The 23,352-nt window shown below is 65.1% G+C and carries 20 protein-coding genes; 12 read left to right on the forward strand and 8 right to left on the reverse strand.

Annotated elements, in window-relative coordinates; translation table 11 throughout:
* Positions 1–48: 48 nt before the first annotated feature.
* The 3 genes from EDC62_RS06015 to EDC62_RS06025 form a co-directional block, all read right to left on the reverse strand.
* Entirely contained in the window at positions 49–2,739 is a 2,691-nt protein-coding gene (locus EDC62_RS06015; RefSeq protein ID WP_124221582.1) for a cation-translocating P-type ATPase, read from the reverse strand.
* Positions 2,729–3,766, reverse strand: a complete 1,038-nt coding sequence (locus tag EDC62_RS06020) for a sodium:calcium antiporter (RefSeq protein ID WP_211330934.1) — start codon at positions 3,764–3,766, stop codon at positions 2,729–2,731. Before EDC62_RS06020 ends, EDC62_RS06015 begins: the two co-directional genes overlap by 11 nt.
* A gap of 177 nt (positions 3,767–3,943) precedes the next feature.
* Positions 3,944–5,917, reverse strand: a complete 1,974-nt coding sequence (locus EDC62_RS06025) for a peptidase U32 family protein (RefSeq protein ID WP_124221585.1) — start codon at positions 5,915–5,917, stop codon at positions 3,944–3,946.
* A gap of 52 nt (positions 5,918–5,969) precedes the next feature.
* Here EDC62_RS06025 and EDC62_RS06030 point away from each other — a divergent pair, with 52 nt between their 5' ends.
* Complete coding sequence (locus tag EDC62_RS06030) at positions 5,970–6,737, forward strand: acetyltransferase domain-containing protein (protein WP_124221587.1); 768 nt, start codon at positions 5,970–5,972, stop codon at positions 6,735–6,737.
* 78 nt (positions 6,738–6,815) lie between these two features.
* Here EDC62_RS06030 and EDC62_RS06035 read toward each other — a convergent pair whose 3' ends face one another.
* The 5 genes from EDC62_RS06035 to EDC62_RS06055 form a co-directional block, all read right to left on the reverse strand.
* Entirely contained in the window at positions 6,816–7,613 is a 798-nt protein-coding gene (locus EDC62_RS06035; RefSeq protein WP_124221590.1) for a peptidylprolyl isomerase, read from the reverse strand.
* A 76-nt stretch (positions 7,614–7,689) separates the two neighbouring features.
* Complete coding sequence (locus tag EDC62_RS06040; protein WP_124221592.1) at positions 7,690–7,959, reverse strand: BolA family protein; 270 nt, start codon at positions 7,957–7,959, stop codon at positions 7,690–7,692.
* Positions 7,956–8,507 carry a septation protein A gene (locus EDC62_RS06045; protein WP_124221595.1) on the reverse strand — a complete coding sequence of 184 codons (552 nt, stop codon included), beginning with the start codon at positions 8,505–8,507 and terminating at the stop codon, positions 7,956–7,958. Before EDC62_RS06045 ends, EDC62_RS06040 begins: the two co-directional genes overlap by 4 nt.
* Complete coding sequence (gene msrB / locus EDC62_RS06050) at positions 8,504–8,959, reverse strand: peptide-methionine (R)-S-oxide reductase MsrB (protein WP_124221597.1); 456 nt, start codon at positions 8,957–8,959, stop codon at positions 8,504–8,506. Before msrB ends, EDC62_RS06045 begins: the two co-directional genes overlap by 4 nt.
* Positions 8,956–10,455, reverse strand: a complete 1,500-nt coding sequence (locus EDC62_RS06055) for a protein adenylyltransferase SelO (protein ID WP_124221600.1) — start codon at positions 10,453–10,455, stop codon at positions 8,956–8,958. Before EDC62_RS06055 ends, msrB begins: the two co-directional genes overlap by 4 nt.
* Positions 10,456–10,648: 193 nt before the next feature.
* On the opposite strand from EDC62_RS06055, the gene EDC62_RS06060 reads away from it, so the two are divergent.
* The 11 genes from EDC62_RS06060 to EDC62_RS06110 all read left to right on the forward strand — a co-directional run bounded on the left by EDC62_RS06060 (position 10,649) and on the right by EDC62_RS06110 (position 23,352).
* Entirely contained in the window at positions 10,649–12,277 is a 1,629-nt protein-coding gene (locus tag EDC62_RS06060; protein WP_124221992.1) for a 3-(methylthio)propionyl-CoA ligase, read from the forward strand.
* A 130-nt stretch (positions 12,278–12,407) separates the two neighbouring features.
* On the forward strand, positions 12,408–13,637 hold the full coding sequence (locus tag EDC62_RS06065) for a branched-chain amino acid ABC transporter substrate-binding protein (protein WP_124221602.1): 1,230 nt from the start codon (positions 12,408–12,410) through the stop codon (positions 13,635–13,637).
* A gap of 113 nt (positions 13,638–13,750) precedes the next feature.
* Positions 13,751–14,785 (forward strand): branched-chain amino acid ABC transporter permease, encoded by a 1,035-nt coding sequence (locus EDC62_RS06070; protein ID WP_124221605.1) that lies wholly within the window; start codon positions 13,751–13,753, stop codon positions 14,783–14,785.
* Between the two features lies 1 nt (position 14,786).
* Positions 14,787–16,097: a branched-chain amino acid ABC transporter permease gene (locus EDC62_RS06075; protein WP_245968772.1), complete on the forward strand. Its 1,311-nt coding sequence runs from the start codon at positions 14,787–14,789 to the stop codon at positions 16,095–16,097.
* The gene (locus EDC62_RS06080; RefSeq protein WP_124221607.1) at positions 16,097–16,891 is read left to right on the forward strand and encodes an ABC transporter ATP-binding protein; all 795 of its coding nucleotides are present in this window, start codon (positions 16,097–16,099) and stop codon (positions 16,889–16,891) included. Before EDC62_RS06075 ends, EDC62_RS06080 begins: the two co-directional genes overlap by 1 nt.
* Complete coding sequence (locus EDC62_RS06085; protein WP_124221609.1) at positions 16,884–17,579, forward strand: ABC transporter ATP-binding protein; 696 nt, start codon at positions 16,884–16,886, stop codon at positions 17,577–17,579. Before EDC62_RS06080 ends, EDC62_RS06085 begins: the two co-directional genes overlap by 8 nt.
* Positions 17,580–17,722: 143 nt before the next feature.
* Positions 17,723–19,834: a 3-hydroxyacyl-CoA dehydrogenase NAD-binding domain-containing protein gene (locus EDC62_RS06090; protein WP_124221611.1), complete on the forward strand. Its 2,112-nt coding sequence runs from the start codon at positions 17,723–17,725 to the stop codon at positions 19,832–19,834.
* A 17-nt stretch (positions 19,835–19,851) separates the two neighbouring features.
* Positions 19,852–21,027 (forward strand): acetyl-CoA C-acyltransferase, encoded by a 1,176-nt coding sequence (locus EDC62_RS06095; RefSeq protein ID WP_124221613.1) that lies wholly within the window; start codon positions 19,852–19,854, stop codon positions 21,025–21,027.
* A 57-nt stretch (positions 21,028–21,084) separates the two neighbouring features.
* On the forward strand, positions 21,085–22,908 hold the full coding sequence (locus tag EDC62_RS06100) for an acyl-CoA dehydrogenase (protein ID WP_124221615.1): 1,824 nt from the start codon (positions 21,085–21,087) through the stop codon (positions 22,906–22,908).
* Complete coding sequence (locus tag EDC62_RS06105) at positions 22,908–23,117, forward strand: hypothetical protein (RefSeq protein WP_124221617.1); 210 nt, start codon at positions 22,908–22,910, stop codon at positions 23,115–23,117. The genes EDC62_RS06100 and EDC62_RS06105 overlap by 1 nt, the downstream gene beginning before the upstream one ends.
* A gap of 46 nt (positions 23,118–23,163) precedes the next feature.
* Positions 23,164–23,352, forward strand: a complete 189-nt coding sequence (locus EDC62_RS06110; protein WP_124221620.1) for a hypothetical protein — start codon at positions 23,164–23,166, stop codon at positions 23,350–23,352.

Here is a 23,352-nt window from a genome sequence, read left to right on the forward strand (position 1 = left end):
GAACCCGGCTGCGCAACCCGGAGCGAGACGATGCCCCGCTCAGCCTCGCTAGAGTGACGCAGCGCCGCGCGTGCGACGGCGGCGCCAGGCTTTTTCGCCTTCGACGGCGAGCCAGACCAGCAGCGCAGAACCCAAGCAGAGGCCCAAGTCGGCGACATCGAGCGGCTCGGTGCGGAAGATCGGGTTGAGCGCGGGCACATAGATCACGGCCAGCTGCAGCGCGATGGTTCCAAGTACGGTCCCCAGCAGCGGCCAGTTCGACCTCAGTCCAAGTCGCCAGAGCGCTTGTGTCTCCGAGCGTATGGCCAGAATGTGCGCGAGCTGTCCGAAGGTGAGCACGGTGAACACCATGGTCTGCCAATGCGCCTGGGCGCTGTGCAGTGCCCAGGCCTGGATCGCCAGGCACAGCCCGGCGATCAGCAGCCCAAAGCCGAGGATATGCGCCGCCATGCCATGGGCGAAAAGGCTCTCTTTCGGCGGTCTCGGCGGACGGCGCATCAAGTCGGGCTCGCCCGGCTCGGCCGCCAGCGCCAGGCCCGGCAGACCATCGGTGAGCAGATTGACCCACAGGATGTGGATGGGCAACAGCGGCAAAGGCAGCCCGACCATGGGCGCGAGCATCAGCACCCAGATTTCGGCCGAGTTGCCGGTCATGGCGTAGCGCACGAACTTGCGGATGTTGTCGTAGATGCGCCGCCCTTCACGCACCGCAGCGACGATCGAGGCGAAGTTGTCGTCGAGCAGCACCAGGCCAGCGGCTTCGCGGGCCACGTCGGTCCCGCCCTGACCCATGGCGACGCCGATGTCGGCGCGCTTGAGCGCCGGGGCGTCGTTGACGCCATCGCCCGTCATGGCAACGAATTCACCTTCGCGCTGCAGCGCCTCGACGATGCGGATTTTCTGGGCCGGATCCATCCGGGCGTAGACGCGAACCGCACGCACGCGCGCGCGCAGCGCGTCGTCGTCCATCGACGCCAGCTCCGGGCCGCTGAGCACCGCCTCACGCGCGTCGTCGAGGATGCCGATGCGGTGCGCAATCGCACGCGCGGTGGCGGGATGGTCGCCCGTGATCATCACCGGTGTGATGCCAGCCTGCCGGCACTCCCGCACCGCGTGCGCCGCCTCGGGCCGCGGCGGGTCGATCAGGCCGACGAGCCCGAGCAAGGTCAAGCCGGATTCGTCCCGCTCGGGTTCGGGAGCGCCCGGTACCGCCGCATGTTCCTTTTGTGCCAGCGCCAGTACGCGCAGCCCTTGCGCGGCCAGCGCTTCCGCATCGGCGAGCCAGGCAGCGACGTCGATCGGCTCGGGTCGACCGTTGGCGCCGAGTACCTGGTTGCAGCGTGGAAGCACGCTCTCAGGCGCCCCCTTGGTATAGGCCAGGATGCGCTCGCCGACACGGTGAAAGCTCGTCATGCGCTTGCGCGTCGCATCGAAAGGCAGTTCGGCCAGCCGCGGGGTTTGGGCGTCCAGTGCCGATTTGTCGAGGCCGGCGAGCGCGGCGAGCTCCACCAAGGCAACTTCGGTCGGGTCTCCGCGCCAACGCCCATCCGACCCGCTGGCTGCCGGGCCCTGCGGCGCCCGATGCGCGTCATTGCACAGTGTGGCCGCCCGCAGCAGCGGCTCGAAGCCCTCGGGCGCTTGGGCGTCCTGCGTTTGCCAGCGGCGTCCAGAAGCCAGGAGACGTTCGGCATGCATCCGGTTGCGCGTCAGCGTGCCGGTCTTGTCCGAACAGATGAAGGTGACCGAGCCCAGCGACTCGACCGCCGAGAGCCGACGGGCGAGCACATGGTGGCGCACCATCTTGCGCGCCCCGAGGGCCAGCAGCACGGTGACCACCGCGGGCAGGGCTTCGGGGATCGCGGCCACCGCCAGGCTGATCGCGGTCAGGGCCATCAGCAGGGCCGGTTCGCCGCGCAACAGGCCCGCGACGAAGATCACGATGCAGATGCCCAGGATGACCCAGGTCAGCCGCCGCCCGAAATCCGCGAGCCGTTGCTGCAGCGGCGTGAGGCGCTCGCCCGCTTCGCCCAACAAACGCGCAATCTTGCCGAGTTCGGTGGCGGAACCCGTTGCCACCACGACGCCGATCGCGCGGCCGTGGGTGACCAGGGTTCCCTTGAACGCCATGTTGGCGCGGTCACCGAGCATGAGTTGGGGACCATCGAGCGCCTCGGTGTGCTTGGCCACGCTCACCGATTCGCCGGTGAGCGCGGATTCGTCGACCTGCAGCTGCGCGACCTCGATCAGCCGCAGGTCGGCGCCGACTTGGTCGCCTGCTTCCAGCGCCACGATGTCGCCTGGGACCAGCTCCTCTGCCGGAACCGATCGCCATTGGCCCTCGCGGCGCACCCGTGCGCGGGGTGCGGCCAGACCTTGCAGCGCGGCCAGCGCTTGGTCGGCGCGCCAGCGTTGAAACACCCCGATGCTGGCGTTGATCGTGACGATCAGCAGGATCACCACCGTGTCCGTGCGCTCGCCGATCAGCCCCGACACCCCGGCGGCCGCGAGCAGCACGAGCACCATGAAATCGTTGAACTGCTCGAGCACCAGGCGCCAGAGGCTGCGCTGGGTTCCTCCCGGCAGGCGGTTGGGACCCCAGCGCGCGAGCCGCTTGGCTGCCTCGGCGGCGGACAGACCCCGGTCGGGGTCCACCCCGCAGATCTCGACGGTTTGCCGCGCATCCTGCCGGTGCCAGTCTGGCGCGCTGGATGTCGCTTCCCGGGGTTCTTCAGTCGCCATGGAGGAACAGCACGGAGGTGTTGAACAAATAGACCGCGGCGAGCCCAACGCTGACCCAACCGACCGTGCGCAGCACTCTGGAGCGCGGGCGGAAGAGCATGCCGACGATGGCCAGCCCGGTCATGACGATGCCCGAGGCCGCGGTGACGGTGTGGACCAGCGAGGCTTCGGCGAGCAGGGGTCCGCGCCGGTAGAACAGATCTTCGAGCGCGATGATCGTCACGTTGAAAAGATTGCTGCCCAACAGATTCCCGATGGCCATGTCCACCGCGCCGATGCGCAGTGCCGCGAGCGTGACCGCCGCTTCAGGCAGCGTCGTGACCGCCGAGAGGAACAGGCTGCCAACGAAGCTTCTGTTCCAACCCATGACCGCGGCGAGCTCGCTCGCAATGAAGGGCAGCCACAGGCCAGCGCCCACCACGACGGCGCCGGCGAAGGCAAAACGAAGCAGCGCAGTGTGCAGGCTCGGACCCGACGCGTCCGTCGCAGCCGCGCCGGGCTGGGACTGCGCTTCGCCGTGGCTGCGCTCATAGGCAAACACCGTGCGCATGGCTATCAAATAGAGCATCAGCACGACCGGCGTGGTCGCGCCGATGGCCAGCACCGGAAAGCGCGCGAGCGCGGCGTGGGCGGATGCGCTGCCCAGATGGCCCACGAGGATTCCGCTGAGGGTGAAGCCCAACAGAATCACTCCGAACGCCGCAGCCAGCACATGCCCCCCGGCCATGCGCCGCCATACCGGCTCGTCGCGATAGAGGAAATCGACGAAAACCAAAAAGGCGAGGTTGAGCACGCAACTGCCCAGCGCGTTGCCTACGGCGAGGTTTGGGGCATCGGCCAACGTGACGCTGGTGAGGCCAGTGGCGAGTTCGGGCAGCGAGGTGACCATGGCCACGAGGGTGAGCCCAATCCAGCTGCCGCCGAGCCCGGTTCGCTGCGCGATCACGTCGCCCCAGCGCGAGAGCTGATAACCCGCGGTTCCGATCAGGCCCGCGCAGAGGAAAAATTCGAACCAGATCCGGGCCATGGGTGCGCTCAGAGGCTGAGAGGGAATTGGGCGTGCCCGAAGGGGCGCCCCAAAACGCGCCCGAGTATAGGCGCAAAGCACAGCCGTAGCTCGGGCTACGGCGCGCAGTTGCAACGCCCTCGGGCGTGTTTTGGGACGTCAAAGCGGGCATGACCAATTCCCTATCAGCCTCTCAGGTCAGCGCGACGGCCGGGTGCGGTAGAACTGCAGCGGCAACTCGCGGGCGGCGGCGCGAACGCGCGGCTTGAGGCGCCCGACCACATGCATTTCGCAGGGTTTGCAGTCAAAGCGCAGCGTCAGACGCTCGTTGCCGTGCTGCAGCGTCAGCGGCTCGGCGCGCACCGTTCCTTGCACACCCGTGACGCCTTTGGCCTGCTTGGGGCACAGGCTCAGCGAGTAGCGCACACAGTGCTTGGTGATCATGAGGCTGACTTCGCCTTCCTCCTCGTGGCTCTCGAACGCCGCAGCGATGAGCTTGACGCCGTGGCGGGCATAGAAGTCACGCGCCTTGTGGTTGTAGACGTTGGCGAGGTAGCTCAGCGTGTCTTCCGGGTAGGCGACCGGCGGCTCGACCGGGGCGGCGCGCAGGGGTCGCGTCCATGCGGCGGCCCGCGTGGCTTCGAGCGCCGCGATGGCGTCGCGGCGCAGCCGGTTGAGCTGTGAGGGTGGAACGAACCACGGGCGCGGCAGATCCAGCCTGATGTCGATCGGCTCGAAGATCGTCTCGCCCAGCCGGGCGAGCTGCGCGCGCAGCGCCTCGGCCGCAGGGGCGTCGTCACGCGGCGCTGCGTAGGGCAGGGGTAACTCGGCGCGGGCCTCGTGGCCGGCCTCGTCGGTGAGCAGCAGGCTCAGGCCTTCGGCATGGGGCGTCTCACCGAGGCGCATCCACACGCCGATGCGGCGCTCAGCGGATTTTTTCTCGAGCGCGCGGACCCAGGCCATGTCGCGGTTGCGGTGGATGCGGGTGCCGCGGCGGAGGTCGCGCAGGCTGCTCATGGGGTCTTTGGGCCAGGCGCGCCACAGGCCGTTGGGGCCTGCGCGCTCGGCCCGGTTGATCTGCGCGCCCATGAGCTCTTGCTGCGCATCGAAATAGCACAGGCCGTCGCCGTTGTGCAGTTCGAGCGTGGGGTCGTCGGCTTCGAACTCGAAGAACTCGGCGGTGGCCCGCGCCACCCAGCCCATCGGCTGCCCCGCGTTCTTGGGCGTGTCGAAGGCGCCGATGTCCGCCTGTCGGCCGCGCACGAAATAGTCGGTGAAGGCGCGGTTGAAGTTCTGGTTCGGATCCGGGGTGAAGCTGAAGCGGCAACGCCCGTCGGAGGCTCGGGCCAGGTCCGTGCGGGCTTCGAGCAAGCCGTCGAGCAGGCCCCGGTAGTGGGCCGTGATGTTCTTCACATAGCCCATGTCTTTGTAGCGGCCCTCGATCTTGAAGCTGCGGATGCCCGCGTCGATGAGCGCTTCGAGGTTCGCGCTCTGGTTGTTGTCCTTCATCGACAGCACATGCTGGTCGTGCGCGACGAAGCGGCCCTGGGCATCGAGCACCTGATAGGGCAGGCGGCAGGCCTGCGAGCAGTCGCCGCGGTTGGCGCTGCGTCCGGTGTGGGCTTCACTGATGTAGCACTGCCCGCTGTAGGCCACGCAGAGCGCACCATGGATGAAGAACTCCAGCGTGCTGCGCGCGGAATCGGTTGCCGCGCGCACGGCGGCGATTTGTTCCAGCGTGAGCTCGCGGGCGAGCACGAGCTGCGATAAGCCCACGTCCTGCAGAAAGCGGGCCTTCTCGGGTGTGCGGATGTCGCACTGGGTGCTGGCGTGCAGTTCGATGGGCGGCAGGTCGAGTTCGAGCAAGCCCATGTCCTGGATGATGAGCGCGTCCACGCCCGCGTTCCAAAGCTCATGCACCAGGCGGCGCGCGGGCTCGAGTTCGTCGTCACGCAGGATGGTGTTGAGCGTGACGAACACGCGGGCATGAAAGCGGTGCGCGTGCTTGACCAGCCGCTCGATTTCAGAGACGGGGTTGTCGGCGGCGGCGCGGGCGCCGAACGACGGGCCGCCGATGTAGACGGCGTCGGCGCCGTGGTTCACCGCCTCGATGCCGATGTCGGCATCGCGGGCGGGCGCCAGCAGTTCGATCTGGTGGGGAAGTAAGGCCATCGGGCGATTATCCGGGCTGCGCGCTCGGTTTCGATACGGGTAAGCTCGGGCCATGCGAGTGCCGCGATTCTCTAAGCCATCCGCCACCCGTTTCGAGATCGTCGACGCCCTGCGGGGCGCGGCGGTGGTGTGGATGACGGTTTATCACTTCTGCTTCGACCTGCGACACTTCGGCTACCTGCAGTCGGATTTCTACCGGGACCCGTTTTGGACCCTGCAGCGCACGGTCATCGTGAGTCTGTTTCTGTGGACGGCGGGGCTGAGCCAGGCCATCGCTTGGCACCAAGGGCAGGGTTGGGCGCGCTTCTGGCGGCGCTGGGCGCAGGTGGCTGGCTGCGCGCTGCTGGTGAGTGCGGGCTCGTACCTGATGTTTCCGCGCAGTTTCATCTGGTTCGGCGTGCTGCATGGGCTGGCGGTCATGCTCGTGATCGCACGCTTGAGCGCGCCTGTGGGTCGCTGGCTCTGGCCGCTCGGCGCGCTTGCGATTGCTACGCCTTTCATAGCGCAAGCGGTCCATTCCACGCTGGGATATGGGCCATTTCCTTGGATTTTTGACGAAAGATGGCTCGCTTGGCTCGGCTGGGTGAGCCGCAAGCCCATCACCGAGGATTACGTGCCCGTGTTCCCCTGGCTGGGCGTGATGCTCTGGGGAGTGGCGGCCGGGCAATGGCTGATGCGCGCGCGGCCGCAGTGGCTGCAGGTTCGCGTGCCGGCGCCCGCCCGCCCGCTGGTGACGCTCGGTCGATGGAGCCTCACCTGGTACATGCTGCACCAGCCGGTCCTGATAGGCGCGCTGATGGCATGGCAGGCGCTGCGCTGAACCCAAGGGGAGCAGGGCGGGTACGTAAAAAAGCCCGGCGCGGGCCGGGCTGTTCGGGGGAGCGCGAGGCGTCGCGGTTTACTGCACCTTGGCCTTGGCGCGCAGCTCGTCTTGGAACTTTGCGAGCTTTTGCTGCGCGAGCTGGGCGCGCAACTGCTGCTTTTGCTGCTCGGTGAGTTCTTCGAAGGTCGGCAGCTTGGCGTCACGCACATCGTCGACGCGAATGATGTGCCAGCCGAATTGCGACTTCACGGGCGTTTCGGTCATTTGACCTTTGCTGAGCTTCACCATCGCGCTGGAAAACTCGGGCACGAAGCTGTTGGCGTTGGCCCAGTCGAGATCGCCACCGTTGGCTGCCGAGCCGGGGTCTTTCGAAGCCTTCTTGGCCAGCTCCTCGAACTTCGCGCCGTTCTTGATTTGCTCGATGAGTTTTTTCGCCTCTTCTTCGGACTCGACCAGGATGTGGCGAACCCGGTACTCCTTGCCCCCGTTGGCGGCGACGTACTTGGCGTACTCTTCCTTCAGCTCGGCGTCGGTGACCGGGTTCTTCTTCTGGTAGTCGGCGAACAGTTCGCGGATCAGGATGCTCTGGCGGGCCAGTTCCAGCTGTTCCTTGTAGTCCTGCGTCGCGTCCAAGCCGCGCTTGGTCGCTTCCTGCATGAAGATTTCTCGCGTGACGACCTCGTCCTTGAGTTGATCCTTCATCTCAGGAGGAACCGGGCGGCCCGAACGTGCAAGCTGCTGCTCGAGCGCCGTCAGCCGCGACTTGGGCACGGGCTTGCCGTTGACGATGGCGAGGTTTTGAGCGAGGGCACCCAGCGACAGCGCGCCGAGCATGGTGGCCACTGCGACGGTGCGCAGAACTTGCTTCTTCATGGAACGATCCTTGAGGGTCTGGAAAAGGGGGCTGTTGCGTGGACCACGGCCAAGAGGGGGCAGCCGGTGGCCCGCGTCAGAGGATTTCGATGGCGACGGCATGGACGCCGGCGGCCAGAAAATCGTGCAGCGCATCATACACAAGCCGATGCCGGGCCACGCGGCTGCGGCCCTCGAAAACCGGGGCGGCAATCCGCACCCGGAAATGCGTTCCGACGCCGCTGCCGTTCGCGCCCGCATGCCCCGCGTGCAGCGCGCTTTCATCGATGACTTCGAGCTGGGTCGGGCGCAAGCGCTCGCGCAGCCGCTCGGCCATCTGCTCATGCAAGGGCCGCGCGCGGCTCATTGCTGCCGTCCTTCGTGGGCGTCTTCGGCCTCGAGGTGGCGCGAGATATAGACCGCCTGAGCGAGGATGAACACGAGCGGGAAGGCATAGCCCCAGAGCTTGAAGTTGACCCAGGTTTCGGTGCTGAAGAAGGCCGCGACGACGCCGTTGATGCCGGCCATGAACGCGCAGTAGAGCACCCAGGCGACGTTGAGCCGGTGCCACACCCGCGGCGGCAGGCTCAGCTGGCTGCCCAGCAACAACTGGAGATAATTTTTGCGCCAGACCCACAAAGCCAGCCCCAGCCCCAGCGCCAACCCGGCATACAGCACGGTGGGCTTCCACTTGATGAAGCGTTCATCGTGCAGGCCCAGCGTGAGGGCGCCAAAACCGAGCACCAGCGCCAGCGTGATCTTGTGCATGGCGGTCAACTTGCGGTCGATCGCATACATCGCGCCCATTTGCAACACGGTGGCGGCCATCAGCACGGCGGTCGCGGTGTAAATGTCGGCGAGCTTGTAGGCTGCGAAAAACAGCAGGATCGGAAAGAAGTCGAGGGCGATTTTCATTCGGCGCGGGGCTTGGGGTCGCCTGGGGCGGCAGGGTTTGCCGCGTGGGCGCGAGGCTCGAAGTCTAGCGAGGCTGAATTCATGCAATAGCGCAGGCCGGTGGGTGCGGGGCCATCTTCGAACACATGGCCCAGGTGCGCGCCGCACTGGCTGCAGACCGTCTCCACCCGCACCATGCCGTGGCTGCGGTCGATGCGCTCGGTGATGGCGCCGGGCACGGCCTCGCTGAAGCTCGGCCAGCCGCAGCCCGCATCGAACTTGGTGCTCGAGTCGAACAGCAACTGGCCGCAGCAGATGCAGTGGTAGCTGCCGTCGGCCCAGACCCGTTCGTACTTGCCCGTAAAGGGCCGTTCGGTGGCCGCACGGCGCGTCACCTCGAAGGCCAGCGGTTCGGCACCCTTGGCCGCGAGCAACGCGCGCCATTCGTCGTCGGTTTTCTCGATCGTGCTCATGAGGAACAGCTCAGTTGGAGTTGGGCCGCCCAATCGGGCGGGAAGTCGGCGAGCGATTCGCAGCCGGGGTGCTCGTCAAAGGGACTCTCCAGCACGGTTTGCAACCGGGCCAGCGGCGCGAAATCACTCGCGCTCGCCGCCCGGATCACCTCCTCGGCCAGATGCTTGCGCAAAATGTACTTGGGATTGGTTTTGAGCATCAATGCAGCCGATTGCCGGCGTGAAATGGAGCTAAGGCGCTCTGAATATCGGAGCATCCAGGTGTCGAACGCGAGTCGGTCGAGGAACAGGTCGCGCACGGGCGCGAGCGCGTCGCCGGCGATGTGCTGCGAGAGCCGACGCCAGAAGATCGTGTAGTCCACCCGCTCGCGCACCAGCAGCGCCAGCACGTCGTCGATCAAGATGCCGTCGCTCGGCTGGGCATCGGTCAGCCCGAGCTTGGCCCGCATACGCGCCTCAAACGCCGCCGCGAAACGCCGCGGGTAGGGCGTGAGGGCCTGCACGGCGCGCTCGGGCTCACCGATCAGCGGCAGCAAGGCTTCGGCCAGGCAATACAGGTTCCAGCGCGCCACTTCGGGCTGTCGATCGAAGGCATAGCGTCCGTAGACGTCGGTATGGTTGCAGATGTGGCCAGGCTCGAACGCGTCGAGGAAGGCAAACGGGCCGTAGTCGAGCGTGAGCCCGAGCAGGCTCATGTTGTCGGTGTTCATCACGCCGTGGCAAAAGCCCACCGCCTGCCAGTGCGCCAACAACTCGGCCGTGCGTTCCGTGACGGCAGCCAGCAGCGTGCAAGCCGTCTCGGCCACGTCCTGCCGCTCGCACTCCGGGTAGAAGTGCGTGACGGCATAGTCGAGCAGGGCGCGCAGTTCCTCGGTCTTGCCGCGCCAGGCGAAATATTCGAAATGCCCAAAGCGCAGAAAGCTCGGCGCCGCGCGGGTCACCACTGCCGCCGTCTCCACCGTTTCGCGCAGCACCGGCGCGGGCGAGCCCACGATGCACAGCGCGCGCGTCGTCGGCACGCCCAAGGCATGCATGGCTTCGCTGGCCAGAAACTCACGGATGCTCGAGCGCAACACGGCCCGACCGTCGCCCATGCGCGAAAACGGTGTGAGCCCACTGCCTTTGAGCTGCAGCTCCATGCCCTCACCGCTGGGCGTCAGAACCTCGCCAAGCAAAATCGCGCGGCCATCGCCGAGCTGCCCCGCCCAATGGCCGAACTGGTGGCCACCGTAGACGCTCGCCAGCGGCGCACTGCCCGCCAGCGGCGCGTTGCCGGCAAAAACCGCCAGGGCTTCCTCGCTGGCCAGCCAGTGGGGCGGCAGGCCCAGCGTCTCCCCGAGCCGGGTGCTTCGAGCCACCCAGTAAGGCGCCGGCAGCGGTTGAGGCGCGATCCGGGCGTAAAAAGCCCCACCGAGCCTCGAGAACCGGTTTTGCCATTGCAGCGGAGCCCGAACCAGTGGCGGCGCGCTGGAGGCTGGGGCGACGTCAACATCCATGGCAGGATTGTCGTCGCGACGCTTTCGTCCTGCGGCGCAAAGGGACTTCAGGCGATTGGACCCGCGTGCGGTGCGCTTCCCAGCCGCGGGGCGAGTCCGGATGTTCCCCGATGCGCACAGCCGAATGCTCGGCGTAGGATCATGTATCCACGACTGTTCCACCACCAACGAGTACCGAAGGAGCCTGACCATGCTGATGGGCCTGATGCAAAGCCAACCGCTGTTGATTTCCGCCTTGATCGAGTTCGCGGCTCGCCACCATGGCGACGCCGAGATCGTCTCCCGCCGTGTCGAGGGCGACATCCACCGCTACACCTACCGCGATTTGGCGTCGCGTTCCCGGCAGGTCGCGGGCGCGCTCGACGGCCTCGGCCTCGCCATGGGGGACCGGGTCGCCACGCTCGCTTGGAATGGCTATCGGCATCTCGAGCTGTATTTCGGTGTCAGCGGCTCGGGTCGCGTGCTGCACACCATCAACCCGCGCCTGCATCCGGACCAAATCGCTTGGATCGCCAACCACGCCGAGGACCAGGTCGTTTGCTTCGACATGAGCTTCCTGCCGATCATCCAGGCCATCCACGGCAAATGCCCAACGGTGCGCCACTGGATTGCGCTGTGCGAAGCGCACGCGCTGCCGGCCAACACCGGCATTCCGGGCTTGCGCAGCTATGAAGATTGGGTCGCTGGGCAGTCCACCGACTATGACTGGCCTGTTTTCGACGAAAACGCGGCGTCGAGCATGTGCTACACCAGCGGCACCACCGGCAACCCCAAGGCGGCGCTGTACAGCCACCGCTCGACCATCCTGCATGCCTATGCCGCAGCGCTGCCCGACGTGATGTGCTTGAGCGCGCGCGATGCCATCTTGCCCGTCGTGCCGATGTTCCACGTCAACGCCTGGGGCATTCCGTATTCGGCTGCGCTGGTCGGCTCGAAACTGGTTTTCCCGGGGCCCGCGCTCGACGGCAAGTCGATCTATGAACTCATCGAGGCCGAGGGGGTGACCTACGCGGCGGGGGTGCCGACCGTCTGGCAGATGCTGCTCGCGCACATGAAGGCGCACGGTCTGCGTTTCAGCACCCTCAAGCGTACCGTCATCGGTGGATCGGCTTGTCCGCCCGCCATGATCGAGGCGTTCAAGAACGACTACGGCGTCGAAGTGCTGCATGCCTGGGGCATGACGGAGATGAGCCCGCTCGGCACCGTCTGCACGCTCAAGAACAAGCACCTCGGGCTCCCCGAGGACGAGCAGATGAAAATCCGCATGAAGCAGGGCCGAGCCATCTTTGGTGTGGACATGAAGATCGTCGATGCCGAGGGCCGCGAACTGCCCTGGGACGGCAAGACTTCGGGCAATCTGCTCGTCAAAGGCCCGTGGATCATCCGCGAGTACTTCAAGGGCGAGGGCGGTGACCCGCTCGTCGACGGATGGTTCCCGACCGGGGACGTCGCCACCATCGACCCCGACGGCTACATGCAGATCACCGACCGCAGCAAGGATGTCATCAAGTCCGGCGGGGAGTGGATCAGCTCGATCGACGTCGAAAACATCGCGATGGCGCATCCCGCGGTTCAAATGGCCGCATGCATCGGTGTCAAGCATCCGAAATGGGACGAGCGTCCGATCGTGGTCGTCGTCAAGCGGCCCGGTGCCGAACTCAGCCGCGAAGAGCTTTTGGCCTTCTACGAGGGCAAGATTGCCAAATGGCAAATTCCGGACGACGTGGTCTTTGTCGACGCGATTCCGCTGGGTGCGACCGGCAAAATGCTCAAGACCAAGCTGCGTGAAATGCTGGCCGACTACCGCTTGCCGACGGCATAAGGGTATTGGCGTCGCGCGCCGGCACTCGAGTCGCATCGGCGATAGCCCATAGGGACTATCCCTGATCCTCGCGACGGCTAGCGCCATTAGGCTCATGCTTCGATCCACCCACAGACCTCAGGAGACACCGATGAAGCCGATGTTCAAGCTTGCCGCCCTAGCCGCCCTGATGCTCAGCGCGGGCTGGGTCCATGCCCAAAAGGGTGAGACCGTCAAAATCGCCCACATCGATCCGCTCACGGGTCTGATGGGGCCGGTCGGCAACAACCAGCTCAACAGTTTCAAGTTCATGGCCGAAGAGTTCAGCAAGAACAACCCGGCCGGCGTGAAATTTGAGATGGTTTCGTTCGACAACAAGCTCAGCCCTGCAGAGAGCCTCAACGCCCTCAAAGCCGCGATCGACCAAGGCGTGCGCTACATCGCGCAAGGCAATGGTTCGTCGGTGGCTGGCGCGCTGATCGAGGCGGTGGCCAAGCACAACGCACGCAATCCCGGCAAGGAAGTCGTTTTCCTGAACTACGCGGCGGTCGATCCGGACTTCACCAACAGCAAGTGCAACTATTGGCATTTCCGCTTCGACGCCGACACCTCCATGAAAATGGAAGCGCTGACCACCTTCATCAAGGATCAGCCCGAGGTGAAGAAGGTTTACTTGCTCAACCAGAACTACTCACACGGGCAGCAGGTTTCGCGGTACGCCAAAGAGATGCTGGCCCGCAAGCGCCCCGACATCCAAATCGTCGGGGACGACCTGCATCCGCTCGCGCAGGTTCGAGACTTCGCCCCCTATGTCGCCAAGATCAAGGCTTCGGGGGCCGACTCGGTGATCACCGGCAACTGGGGCTCCGACCTGGCTCTGCTCATCAAAGCCGCGAACGAGGCCGGCTACACCGGCAAATTCTTCACCTACTACACCGGCGTGACCGGCACCCCCTCGGCCCTGGGCAAGAACGGTGAGGGCCGGGTCTATCAGGTTGCCTACAACCACTACAACATGGGCGGGCAGATGCAGCAATGGATGGCCGAGTTCAAGAAGCGCTACAACGACGACTTCTATACCGGCGCCGTCGTGCATGTTTTCAAGGGGCTCAGTGAGGCGATGGCCAAAGCCAAATCGACCGATCCGGTCAAGGTGGCTGCGAACCTCGAGGGGCTACGCTTCAACAGCTTCAACGGCGAGGTCGAAATGCGCAAGACCGACCATCAGCTGCAGCAGCCCTTGTTCATCACGGTCTGGAAGCAAGCCGACAAAAAATATCCGTACAGCCCTGAGAACACCGGCATGACGCTCGTCCCCGTGAAGGAGTTCCCAGCGTACGTCGCCAGTACCCCGACGAGTTGCCAGATGCAACGGCCTTGAGCCTTGAGTCGCCGAGTGCCCCTTTCCCAAGGGGCTTCTGAGCCTGCGCATGCCGCGAGCCCGGCGGGTGAACGACCGCCGGAGCTCCCCGGGCTGTGCGTTTCAGTGACATCATGGAATTTTTCATCCTCTCTTTGCTCAACGGCGTCAGCTACGGCTTGCTGTTGTTCATGCTGAGCGCGGGCCTGACCCTGATCTTCAGCATGATGGGTGTGCTGAATTTCGCCCACGCTGCCTTCTACATGCTCGGCGCTTACCTCGGCTACACCGTCTCGACGAAGCTGGGTTTTTGGGTGGCCCTGGTTCTGGCCCCCGTACTCGTCGGGCTGCTCGGAGCCGGGTTCGAGCGCTGGGCGCTGCGGCGCGTGCATGCGTATGGGCACGTTCCCGAGTTGCTGATCACCTTCGGGCTTTCCTACATCTTGACCGAGCTGGTCCAGCTCATCTGGGGGCGCACCGCGCTGGAGTTCCAGCCCCCCGAAGTGCTCAGGGGGCCCGCCTTCACGCTGGTGCACCACAGTGCCGAAGGCTTTCAATGGTTCTGGGGGGCGGCCCCTGAGGCAGCCTGCCGAGCCACGGACGCCGCGGTGCGCGTGATTTGTTCGCCGTTTCCGGCGACCCGCGCCTTCATGATGCTGGTGGCCCTGGCCATGCTGTTGTCCCTATGGCTGCTGCTGACGCGCACGCGCATCGGTCTGGTGATTCAGGCTGCGCTGACGCACCCCGAGATGGTCGAGGCACTCGGTCACAACGTGCCGCGGGTGTTCATGGGGGTGTTTGGCGCGGGTGCCGCGCTCGCCGGGCTGGCCGGCGTGATTGGCGGAAGCACCTTCGTCACCGAACCCGCGATGGCGGCCACCGTGGGCTCGATCATCTTCGTCGTGGTCGTCGTCGGTGGCTTGGGGTCGCTGGCCGGTGCATTCCTGGCCTCGCTGATCATTGGCGTGATTCAGACCTTTGCCGTCGCCATCGACTATTCGCTGGGGCAGCTTCTCGTCTCCCTGGTCGGGCCAAGGCTGGGCGCCTGGCAGGAAAGCAGCCTGCTGCGGCTCACGCTGTCGCAGGTGGCGCCGATTCTTCCGTATTTGTTCTTGGTGCTGATTCTGATTTTCCGGCCCAAGGGTTTGCTGGGAACCCGGGAGGGCTGAGATGCAGACGCGTTCGACCGATGCCAAGGTGATGATGGTGCCGAACACCCGCTGGGCCTGGGCGGCTTTTGCGTGCGTGCTGGCGGCGATGCCGTGGCTCTTTCACAGCAGTTTTTCCATCACCATGCTCTCGCAAATGGGCATCGCGATCATCGCTTGCCTGTCATACAACATGCTGCTCGGACAGGGCGGGATGCTGAGTTTTGGGCATGCGGTTTATTCGGGTCTGGGGGCCTACCTCGCCATCCACGCCATGAATCTCGCTGCCGCCGGCAACCTGTGGCTGCCTGTGCCGCTGGTGCCGCTGGTCGGCGGGCTCGGCGGCTTGTTTTTCGCCGCGCTTTTTGGCTATGTGACGACGAAAAAGGCGGGAACGCCGTTTGCCATGATCACGCTCGGGATGGGTGAGCTGGTGTTCGCGATGTCGCTCATGTTCGCCGAGTTTTTCGGGGGTGAGGCGGGGATTTCGGGCAATCGGGTGTACGGCCGCCCGCTGCTGGGGTTCACGTTTGGCCCGGCCATCGAGGTGTATTACCTCATCGCGATCTACACCTTCCTCTGCGCCGTGGCGATGTATGGGCTGACGCAAACGCCGCTCGGGCGCATCCTCAACGCGGTTCGCGACAACCCGGAGCGGGTGGAGTTCATCGGCTATGACCCGCAACGCGTGCGTTATCTGGCGTTCTTGATTTCGGGGTTTTTCGCAGGCGTCGCTGGAGGGCTGGGCGCCGTGCTGTTCGAAATCGTCACGGCTGAAGTGGTGGGGGCGGCACGCTCGGGGGCCTACCTGCTGTTCACCTTTTTGGGCGGGGCCACGTTCTTTTTCGGGCCAATGTTGGGCGGCGTGTTGATGGTTCTGGCCTTTATGCTCTTGTCCGAATGGACCAAGGCGTGGTTGCTCTACCTGGGGCTCGCCTTCATGTTGATGGTCATGTTCGCGCCGGGTGGCCTGGCCAGTTTGGTGATGCTGCATGTGCAGTGGATTCGACAAGGTCGCCTGGCCAAGATCGCAGGTCCCTACCTGGCCTTGATACTGGCCGGTGTGGCGGTCTTTTTGGCTGCCGCCGCGCTGATCGAAATGGTCTACGCGCTGCAACTCAACGCGGGCGGTGAGGAGGTTCTGCGATTCCTTGGGGTAGAGCTGCGGCCTCGGGCGCTTTCGAACTGGCTGGCGTGTGGCTTGGCACTGGTGGTTTCGAGCGCATGGTTCGAGTGGACGCGGCGTGCCTTCCTGAAGCGATGGGCCGCGGTGAGCAGCGCTCCCGCAGATGAAGTCTTGCCGGATGCCTCGGCGACCCGGGAGGCGCACTGATGGTGGCGAATTCAGGGCAAGCGGCGCTCGAACTGCGTCAGTTGCGCAAGAGGTTTGGCGAGACCGAGATCATCCGGGGCGTCGACCTGGCGGTCCGGCGCGGGGAGCGGGTGGCGGTCATCGGGCCCAATGGCGCAGGGAAGTCCACGCTGTTCAACCTCATCAGCGGCCGATTCGCGCCGAGCAGCGGCGAGATTTGGCTCAATGGGGTGCGCATCGATGGCAAAAGGCCGTTCGAAATCAATCGGCTTGGACTCTCACGAAGTTTCCAGATCACCAACGTCTTCCCCAAGCTCAGCGTGTTCGAAAACCTACGCTGCAGCGTGCTGTGGTCGTCGGGCTATGGCTACACGTTTTTCAAGAACCTGGCGCGCTTGCGGGACGTCAACGAACGCGCCGAGGCGCTGATGGGCAGCATCCATCTCGAACACCGGCGCGACGTGCTCGCGGCGAATCTGACCTATGCCGAGCAACGTGCGCTCGAGATCGGCATCACCATCGCCGGTGGCGCCGAGGTGATCTTGCTCGACGAGCCGACCGCCGGCATGAGCCATCACGAGACCGAACATTTCATCGGCCTCATCCGCTCCGTGACCGAGGGCAAGACCTTGCTCACCGTTGAGCATGACATGAGCGTGGTTTTCGGACTGGCTGACCGGATTGCCGTCGTGGTCTACGGCGAGGTGATTGCCTTCGACACGCCGCAGGCCGTTCGCGCGAACCCCAAGGTCCAGGAGGCGTATCTCGGCGCGGTCGTCGAGGCGGCGTCGAGTCAGGGGGCGCATCATGCTTGAGGTGCAAGGGCTCCACGCCTACTACGGCAAAAGCCATGTGCTCCATGGCGTGGATCTGCAGGTGGGAGCGGGCGAAATCGTTGCGCTCTTGGGGCGCAATGGCTCGGGCCGCTCGACGACCGCCAAGGCGATCATGGGCTTGGTGCACCGCGAGGGTCGGGTGCGCTGGAAAGGGCAGGACATCACGGGCTTGCGCACCTACCAGATTGCTCGGCTCGGGCTCGGCTATGTGCCCGAGAGCCGGGACATCTTCCCCAAGCTCACGGTGGCGCAAAACCTGCTGCTGGGCTTGAAGGGCGCTCGGGTTCGCAGCCGCTGGTCGTTCGAAGACATGTACGCGATGTTTCCGCGGCTCAAGGAGCGCGAACACACCGAAGCAGGCGTGCTCTCGGGCGGCGAGCAGCAGATGTTGACGCTGTGCCGAACGATCATGGGCGACCCGGACTTGGTGCTGATCGATGAGCCAACCGAAGGGCTTGCGCCCATGATCGTCGAACAGGTGGGGCATTTTCTGAGCACGCTCAAAGAGCGCGGGGTGTCCGTCCTGCTGATCGAGCAAAAGCTCACGATCGCGATGCGCATCTCCGACCGCGTGCTCGTCATGGGGCACGGCTCGATTGCGTTCGAAGGCAGTCCGGAGGCGCTGCGCGCCCATGAGGCGGTGCGCAAGGAGTGGCTGGAGGTCTGAGCCGCGCATCCGAGGAGCGCGCGGCGCTTCTGGTCAGGCAAGTCTCGACGGCGACAAGGGATCGAGACGTTCCCCAGCATCATCATTAGAATCCGAAAATAGAACGCTCGTTCTTTTTTGTTTCATCTCGCGAGGAACCAGGTATGACAGCTGAATACAAAGTCCACGGCGGCGTGGCGGTGCTGACGCTCAACAATCCGCCGGTCAATGGGCTGGGCTATGAGACGCGGCGCGCCCTCATCGAGGGGCTTGAGCGCGCCCAGGCGGACGCATCGGTCAAGGCCATCGTCATCACAGGCGCCGGACGGGCGTTTTCAGGCGGCGCGGATATTCGTGAGTTCGGCACGCCCAAGGCGCTGCAGGAGCCCAATCTGCTGACCGTCATCCGCGCGGTCGAGGGTGCAGAAAAGCCCGTGATCGCGGCCATCCACTCGGTGTGCATGGGTGGCGGGCTCGAACTCGCGCTCGGCTGCCATTACCGGATCGCGGCGCCGGGCTGCAGCGTGGCCTTGCCTGAGGTGAAGCTCGGTTTGATTCCGGGCGCCGGCGGCACGCAGCGTTTGCCGCGGGCCATCGGGGTCGAGCCAGCGCTCAACATGATCGTCAGCGGCGAGGCCGTTCCGAGCGAGCGGCTCGCTCAGATCCCGGGCCAGAAGCTGTTCGACCGCATGGCTGCATCGGTGGATTCGCTCGGGGAAGAGGCTCTGGCGTTTGCGTTGGAGGTCGCAGGCCGTCATGCCCAAGGCGAACCACTGCCACGGGTGCGCGACGTTCGCTTGAAGGTCCCGCTGGGTGAAGCCTATTTCCAATTCGCGCGCAACATGGTCAAGGGGATGGCCAAAGGCTTCCCGGCGCCGGTCAAATGCGTCGATGCGGTACAGGCCGCCACGACGAAAGCCTTCGAGGAGGGTTTGCGCGCCGAGCGCGACATCTTCATCGACTTGATGTGGACGCCCGAGTCGCGGGCGCTGCGGCATTTGTTCCAGGCCGAGCGCGCGGTGTCGAAGATCCCCGACGTGCCCGCCGAGATCCCGCTGCGCGAGATCAAATCGGTTGCCGTGATTGGTGCAGGCACGATGGGGGGCGGCATCTCGATGAACTTCCTCAACGCCGGCATCCCGGTGAAGATTCTCGAGATGAAACAGGAGGCGCTCGACCGCGGCGTCGCCACCATCCGGAAGAACTACGAATCCCAGATCAAAAAAGGCAAGCTCAAGCAGGACAAATACGAGCAACGCATGGCTTTGCTGAGCACCACGCTCGACTATGCCGACCTGCGCGATGCAGACCTCGTGATCGAGGCGGTGTTCGAAGATCTGGGCGTCAAGGAAGCGGTGTTCCGCAAGCTCGACGAGACGATGAAGCCGGGGGCGATCCTTGCCTCCAACACTTCGACGCTCGACCTCAACAAGATTGCGGCGTTCACGCGGCGCCCCGAGGACGTGGTGGGCCTGCATTTCTTCAGCCCTGCCAACGTCATGAAGCTGCTGGAGGTGGTGCGTGGCGAGAAGACGGCCAAGGACGTGCTCGCCACGGTGATGGCCCTGGCGAAGAAGATCAAGAAGGTGGCGGTCGTCTCCGGGGTGTGCGACGGATTCATTGGCAACCGGATGATCGAGCAGTACAGCCGTCAGGCGGGCTTCCTGCTCGACGAGGGCTGCACCCCCGCGCAGGTGGATCGGGCCATTGAGAAGTTCGGCTTTGCCATGGGCCCGTTCCGCATGGGGGACCTTGCGGGCAACGATATCGGCTGGGCAATCCGCAAGCGCCGCTATGTCGAGAAGCCCGGGCTGAAATACAGCAAGACGGCTGATCTGTTGTGCGAGCGCGGCCGATTCGGCCAGAAGACGGGGGCGGGCTGGTACGACTACGCGCCGGGCAAGCGTGACCCGATCGAAAGCGCCGAAGTCATCGCCATGATCGAAGAGCACCGCAAGACGCTCGGGATCACGCCGCGGAAAATTTCGGACGAGGAAATCGTCGAGCGCTTGGTCTTCGCGCTCGTCAACGAAGGCGCGCACATCATCGAAGAAGGCATCGCTCTGCGGGCCAGCGACATCGACATCGTCTACATCTACGGCTACGGATTCCCGGTGCAGCGTGGCGGCCCCATGTTCTATGCCGACGAAGTCGGCCTGTACAACGTGGTGCAGATCATGAAGCGTCTGGCCAAGAATCCTTATGACGACGCCGAGTTCTGGAAGCCTGCCCCGCTGCTGGCGCGCCTCGCGTCCGAAGGCAAAACCTTCAACTGAATCTGGAGATCACGCTCATGACTTCTGCTGTCATTGTTTCCACCGCACGCACCCCTCTGGCCAAGAGTTGGAAAGGGGCTTTCAACATGACCCATGGCGCCACCCTCGGCGGGCACGTCGTGCAGCACGCCATCGCACGCGCCGGCATCGAGCCCGGTGAGGTCGAAGACGTCATCATGGGCTGCGCCAATCCCGAGGGGGCTACGGGCGCGAACATCGCACGCCAGATTGCGCTGCGCGCCGGCTGCCCGGTGTCGGTTTCGGGAATGACGGTCAACCGTTTCTGTTCGTCGGGGCTGCAGACCATTGCGATCGCCGCCCAGCGTATCCTCTCGGGTGAGGCCCAGGTCTTCGTGGCCGGCGGCGTCGAGAGCATTTCCTGCGTGCAGCAGGAAATGAATCAGCACATGCTCACCGACCCGTGGCTCAAAGAGCACAAGCCCGAGATCTACTGGAGCATGCTGCAGACCGCCGAGCAGGTCGCTAAGCGGTATGGCATCAGCCGCGAACAGATGGATGAATACGGCGCGGCCAGCCAGCAGAAGGCGGCGGCGGCGCAGGCCGCAGGTCTCTTCAACGACGAGATGGTCCCGATGACCGTGACCATGGGTGTGGCCGACCCGGTCATGGGGCTCATCACCAAGCAGGTGACGATCAGCGCCGACGAGGGCATCCGACCCGGCACCACGGTCGAGGCTTTGCGCAACATCCGGCCGGCGCTGCCCGGTGGCGTGATCGCAGCCGGCAACGCCAGCCAGTTTTCGGACGGCGCGGGCGCCTGTGTGGTGATGGACGAGAAACTCGCCGAGAAAAAGGGCCTCCAGCCGCTCGGCCGCTTCCTCGGTTTTGCCGTCGCCGGTTGCGAGCCCGATGAGATGGGTATCGGCCCGGTGTTTGCCGTGCCCAAAGTGCTGTCGCGGCTGGGCTTGAAGGTCGAGGACATCGACTTGTGGGAGCTCAACGAAGCCTTTGCCGTGCAGGTGATTTATTGCCGAGACAAACTGGGCATCCCGGCCGATCGCCTCAACGTCAATGGCGGAGCCATCGCCGTGGGTCACCCGTATGGCGTCTCGGGCCAGCGTTTGACCGGCCATGCGCTGATCGAGGGCAAGCGGCGTGGCGCCAAGCGCGTTTGCGTGACGATGTGCATCGGCGGCGGCATGGGTGCCGCCGGGGTGTTCGAAGTCCTTTGATCGATGGGGCAGGGGTGGCTGGTCCACCCCTGTTTTTTTCGGCACACGAGGTCTGCCATGAGTTTGCGTTCGACCGTCGACTTCCTGCTCTACGACTGGCTGCGGATCGAGAGCCTGACGCAGCGCGAGCGCTTTGCCGAGCACAGCCGCGAGACCTTTGATGCGGTGCTCGATACCTGCGAGCGCATCGCTCGCGAAAAGTACGCGCCCTTCAACCGGCTGGTGGACACGCAGGAGCCGCAGTTCGACGGCGAAAAGGTCATCCTGCCGCAAGCCACCCACGAAGCTTGGCGTGCCTATGCCGAGAGCGGCATGCTCAGCGCCGCGCAGGATGTTGAGATCGGCGGGATGCAACTGCCCTACACGGTGGAGGCCGCGGCCAACGCTTTCTTTGCCAGGGCGTCGGTGAGCATCGGCGCTGGCATGTTGACCGTGGGCAATGCCAACCTGTTGATGGCGCACGGAAGCGAGCTGCAAAAGAAGGTGTTTGCGCTCAACGAGTTCAGTGGGCGTTGGGCGGGCACCATGTGCCTGTCCGAGCCTCAGGCGGGGTCATCCCTGAGCGACATCGCGACGCGCGCCGTCCCCGACGGAGCGGACTTCGAGGGCGACCCGCTCGGGCCGCGCTATCGGCTCAAGGGGCACAAGATGTGGATTTCGGCGGGCGAGCACGAACTCACCGAGAACATCATCCACCTGGTGCTGGCCAAGATTCCCGATGAGGACGGGCGGCTGATTCCGGGCGTCAAGGGCATTTCGCTCTTCATCGTGCCGAAGAAACTGGTGGACGCCGAGGGGCAGTTGACCGGCGAGCGCAACGACGTCGCGCTCGCCGGCCTCAACCACAAATGCGGTTGGCGCGGCACCACCAACACGTTGCTCAATTTCGGCGAAGGCAGATACCCGGTGCGCGGAGCGGCCGGTGCCATCGGCTACCGGGTCGGCGCGCCGGGCGAGGGTTTGCGTTGCATGTTCCACATGATGAACGAGGCACGCATCGGCGTGGGCATGGCCGCGGCGATGCTCGGCATGGCCGGTTTTGAAGCGAGCCTCGACTACGCGCGCAACCGTCCCCAAGGCCGACCCATCGGCCCGGCGGGGAAAGACCCGGCGCAGCCACCGATACCGATCATCCGACACGCCGACGTCAAGCGGATGCTGCTCGCGCAAAAAAGCTATGCCGAGGGTGCGCTGGCGCTCGAGCTTTATTGCGCCCGGCTCGTCGATGAGCAGCACACCGGCACGCCCGAGGCGGCCAATGACGCGCGCGTGTTGCTGGAGGTGCTCACACCGATCGCCAAGAGCTGGCCGAGCGAATGGTGTCTCGAGGCCAACAGCCTGGCCATCCAGGTGCACGGCGGCTACGGCTACACGCGCGACTTCCCGGTGGAGCAGTACTGGCGCGACAACCGCCTCAACATGATCCATGAGGGCACGCACGGCATCCAAGCCATGGACCTGCTGGGTCGCAAGGTGTTGATGGAAAACGGCAGAGGACTGCAGCTGCTCGGCGCGCGCATTGCGGAGACGGTGCAGCGTGCGCAGCAGGTGCCGGAGCTGGCCGCGCACGCGCAGGCGTTGGCCCAGGCCTTGCAGGCGGTGGGCGCCGCCACCCAGGCCGCATGGGCGAGCGGCGACCCGGCCGACGCCTTGGCCAATGCCGTGCCCTACATGCAGGCGTTTGGCCATACCGTGTTGGCGTGGATCTGGCTCGATGTGGGGCTCGTCGCCCACCGCAGTGCGGACCATCCGGTTCGTACCGGGCGCTTGGCGGCGATGCGCTATTTTTTCCACTACGAACTGCCCAAGATCGGCGCCTGGCTGCAGGTGGTCAGCCACCGCGACCGCACCTGTGCCGATTTGCCCGAGGAGGCGTTCTGATGGCCACTCGCCGCAGCCTCGAGCGCTTGCAGACCCTCATCTGGGTGTTGATCTACGGCGGGTTGCTGGGCGCGGTGCTGGGGGTGTTCACGCGCCGCTACGACGAAGCCCTGGGCAGCTGGCTGCTGGGGACCGGCACTGCCGTCGCGCTCGTCGGCGCGGGGCTCGTCGTCGTGCGGGCGCGCTTGCGTGAGGAGGACGGCGCATGATCCTAAATCCGGCAGTTGACCGCTTCTCGCGAAAAGCAAGGTGTTGATGTTTAAGCAATTTTCGGTGCGCAGGCCGTTCACCGTTTGGGTGGGCGCTGCGCACCCGTTCGAGTCGCCCTCGGGCGCGGGGGCGGCGTTGCAAATCCTCGCCATGGCAAGGGCCATGGCTGTGGTTTGCGCCTTGCCCGCGCGCCCGATGACGACCCGCTCAGGCGCGCCCAACTGCCGGATTTAG

The sequence above is a fragment of the Tibeticola sediminis genome (genome assembly GCF_003843835.1).
GTDB classification, from domain to species: Bacteria; Pseudomonadota; Gammaproteobacteria; order Burkholderiales; family Burkholderiaceae_C; genus Tibeticola; species Tibeticola sediminis.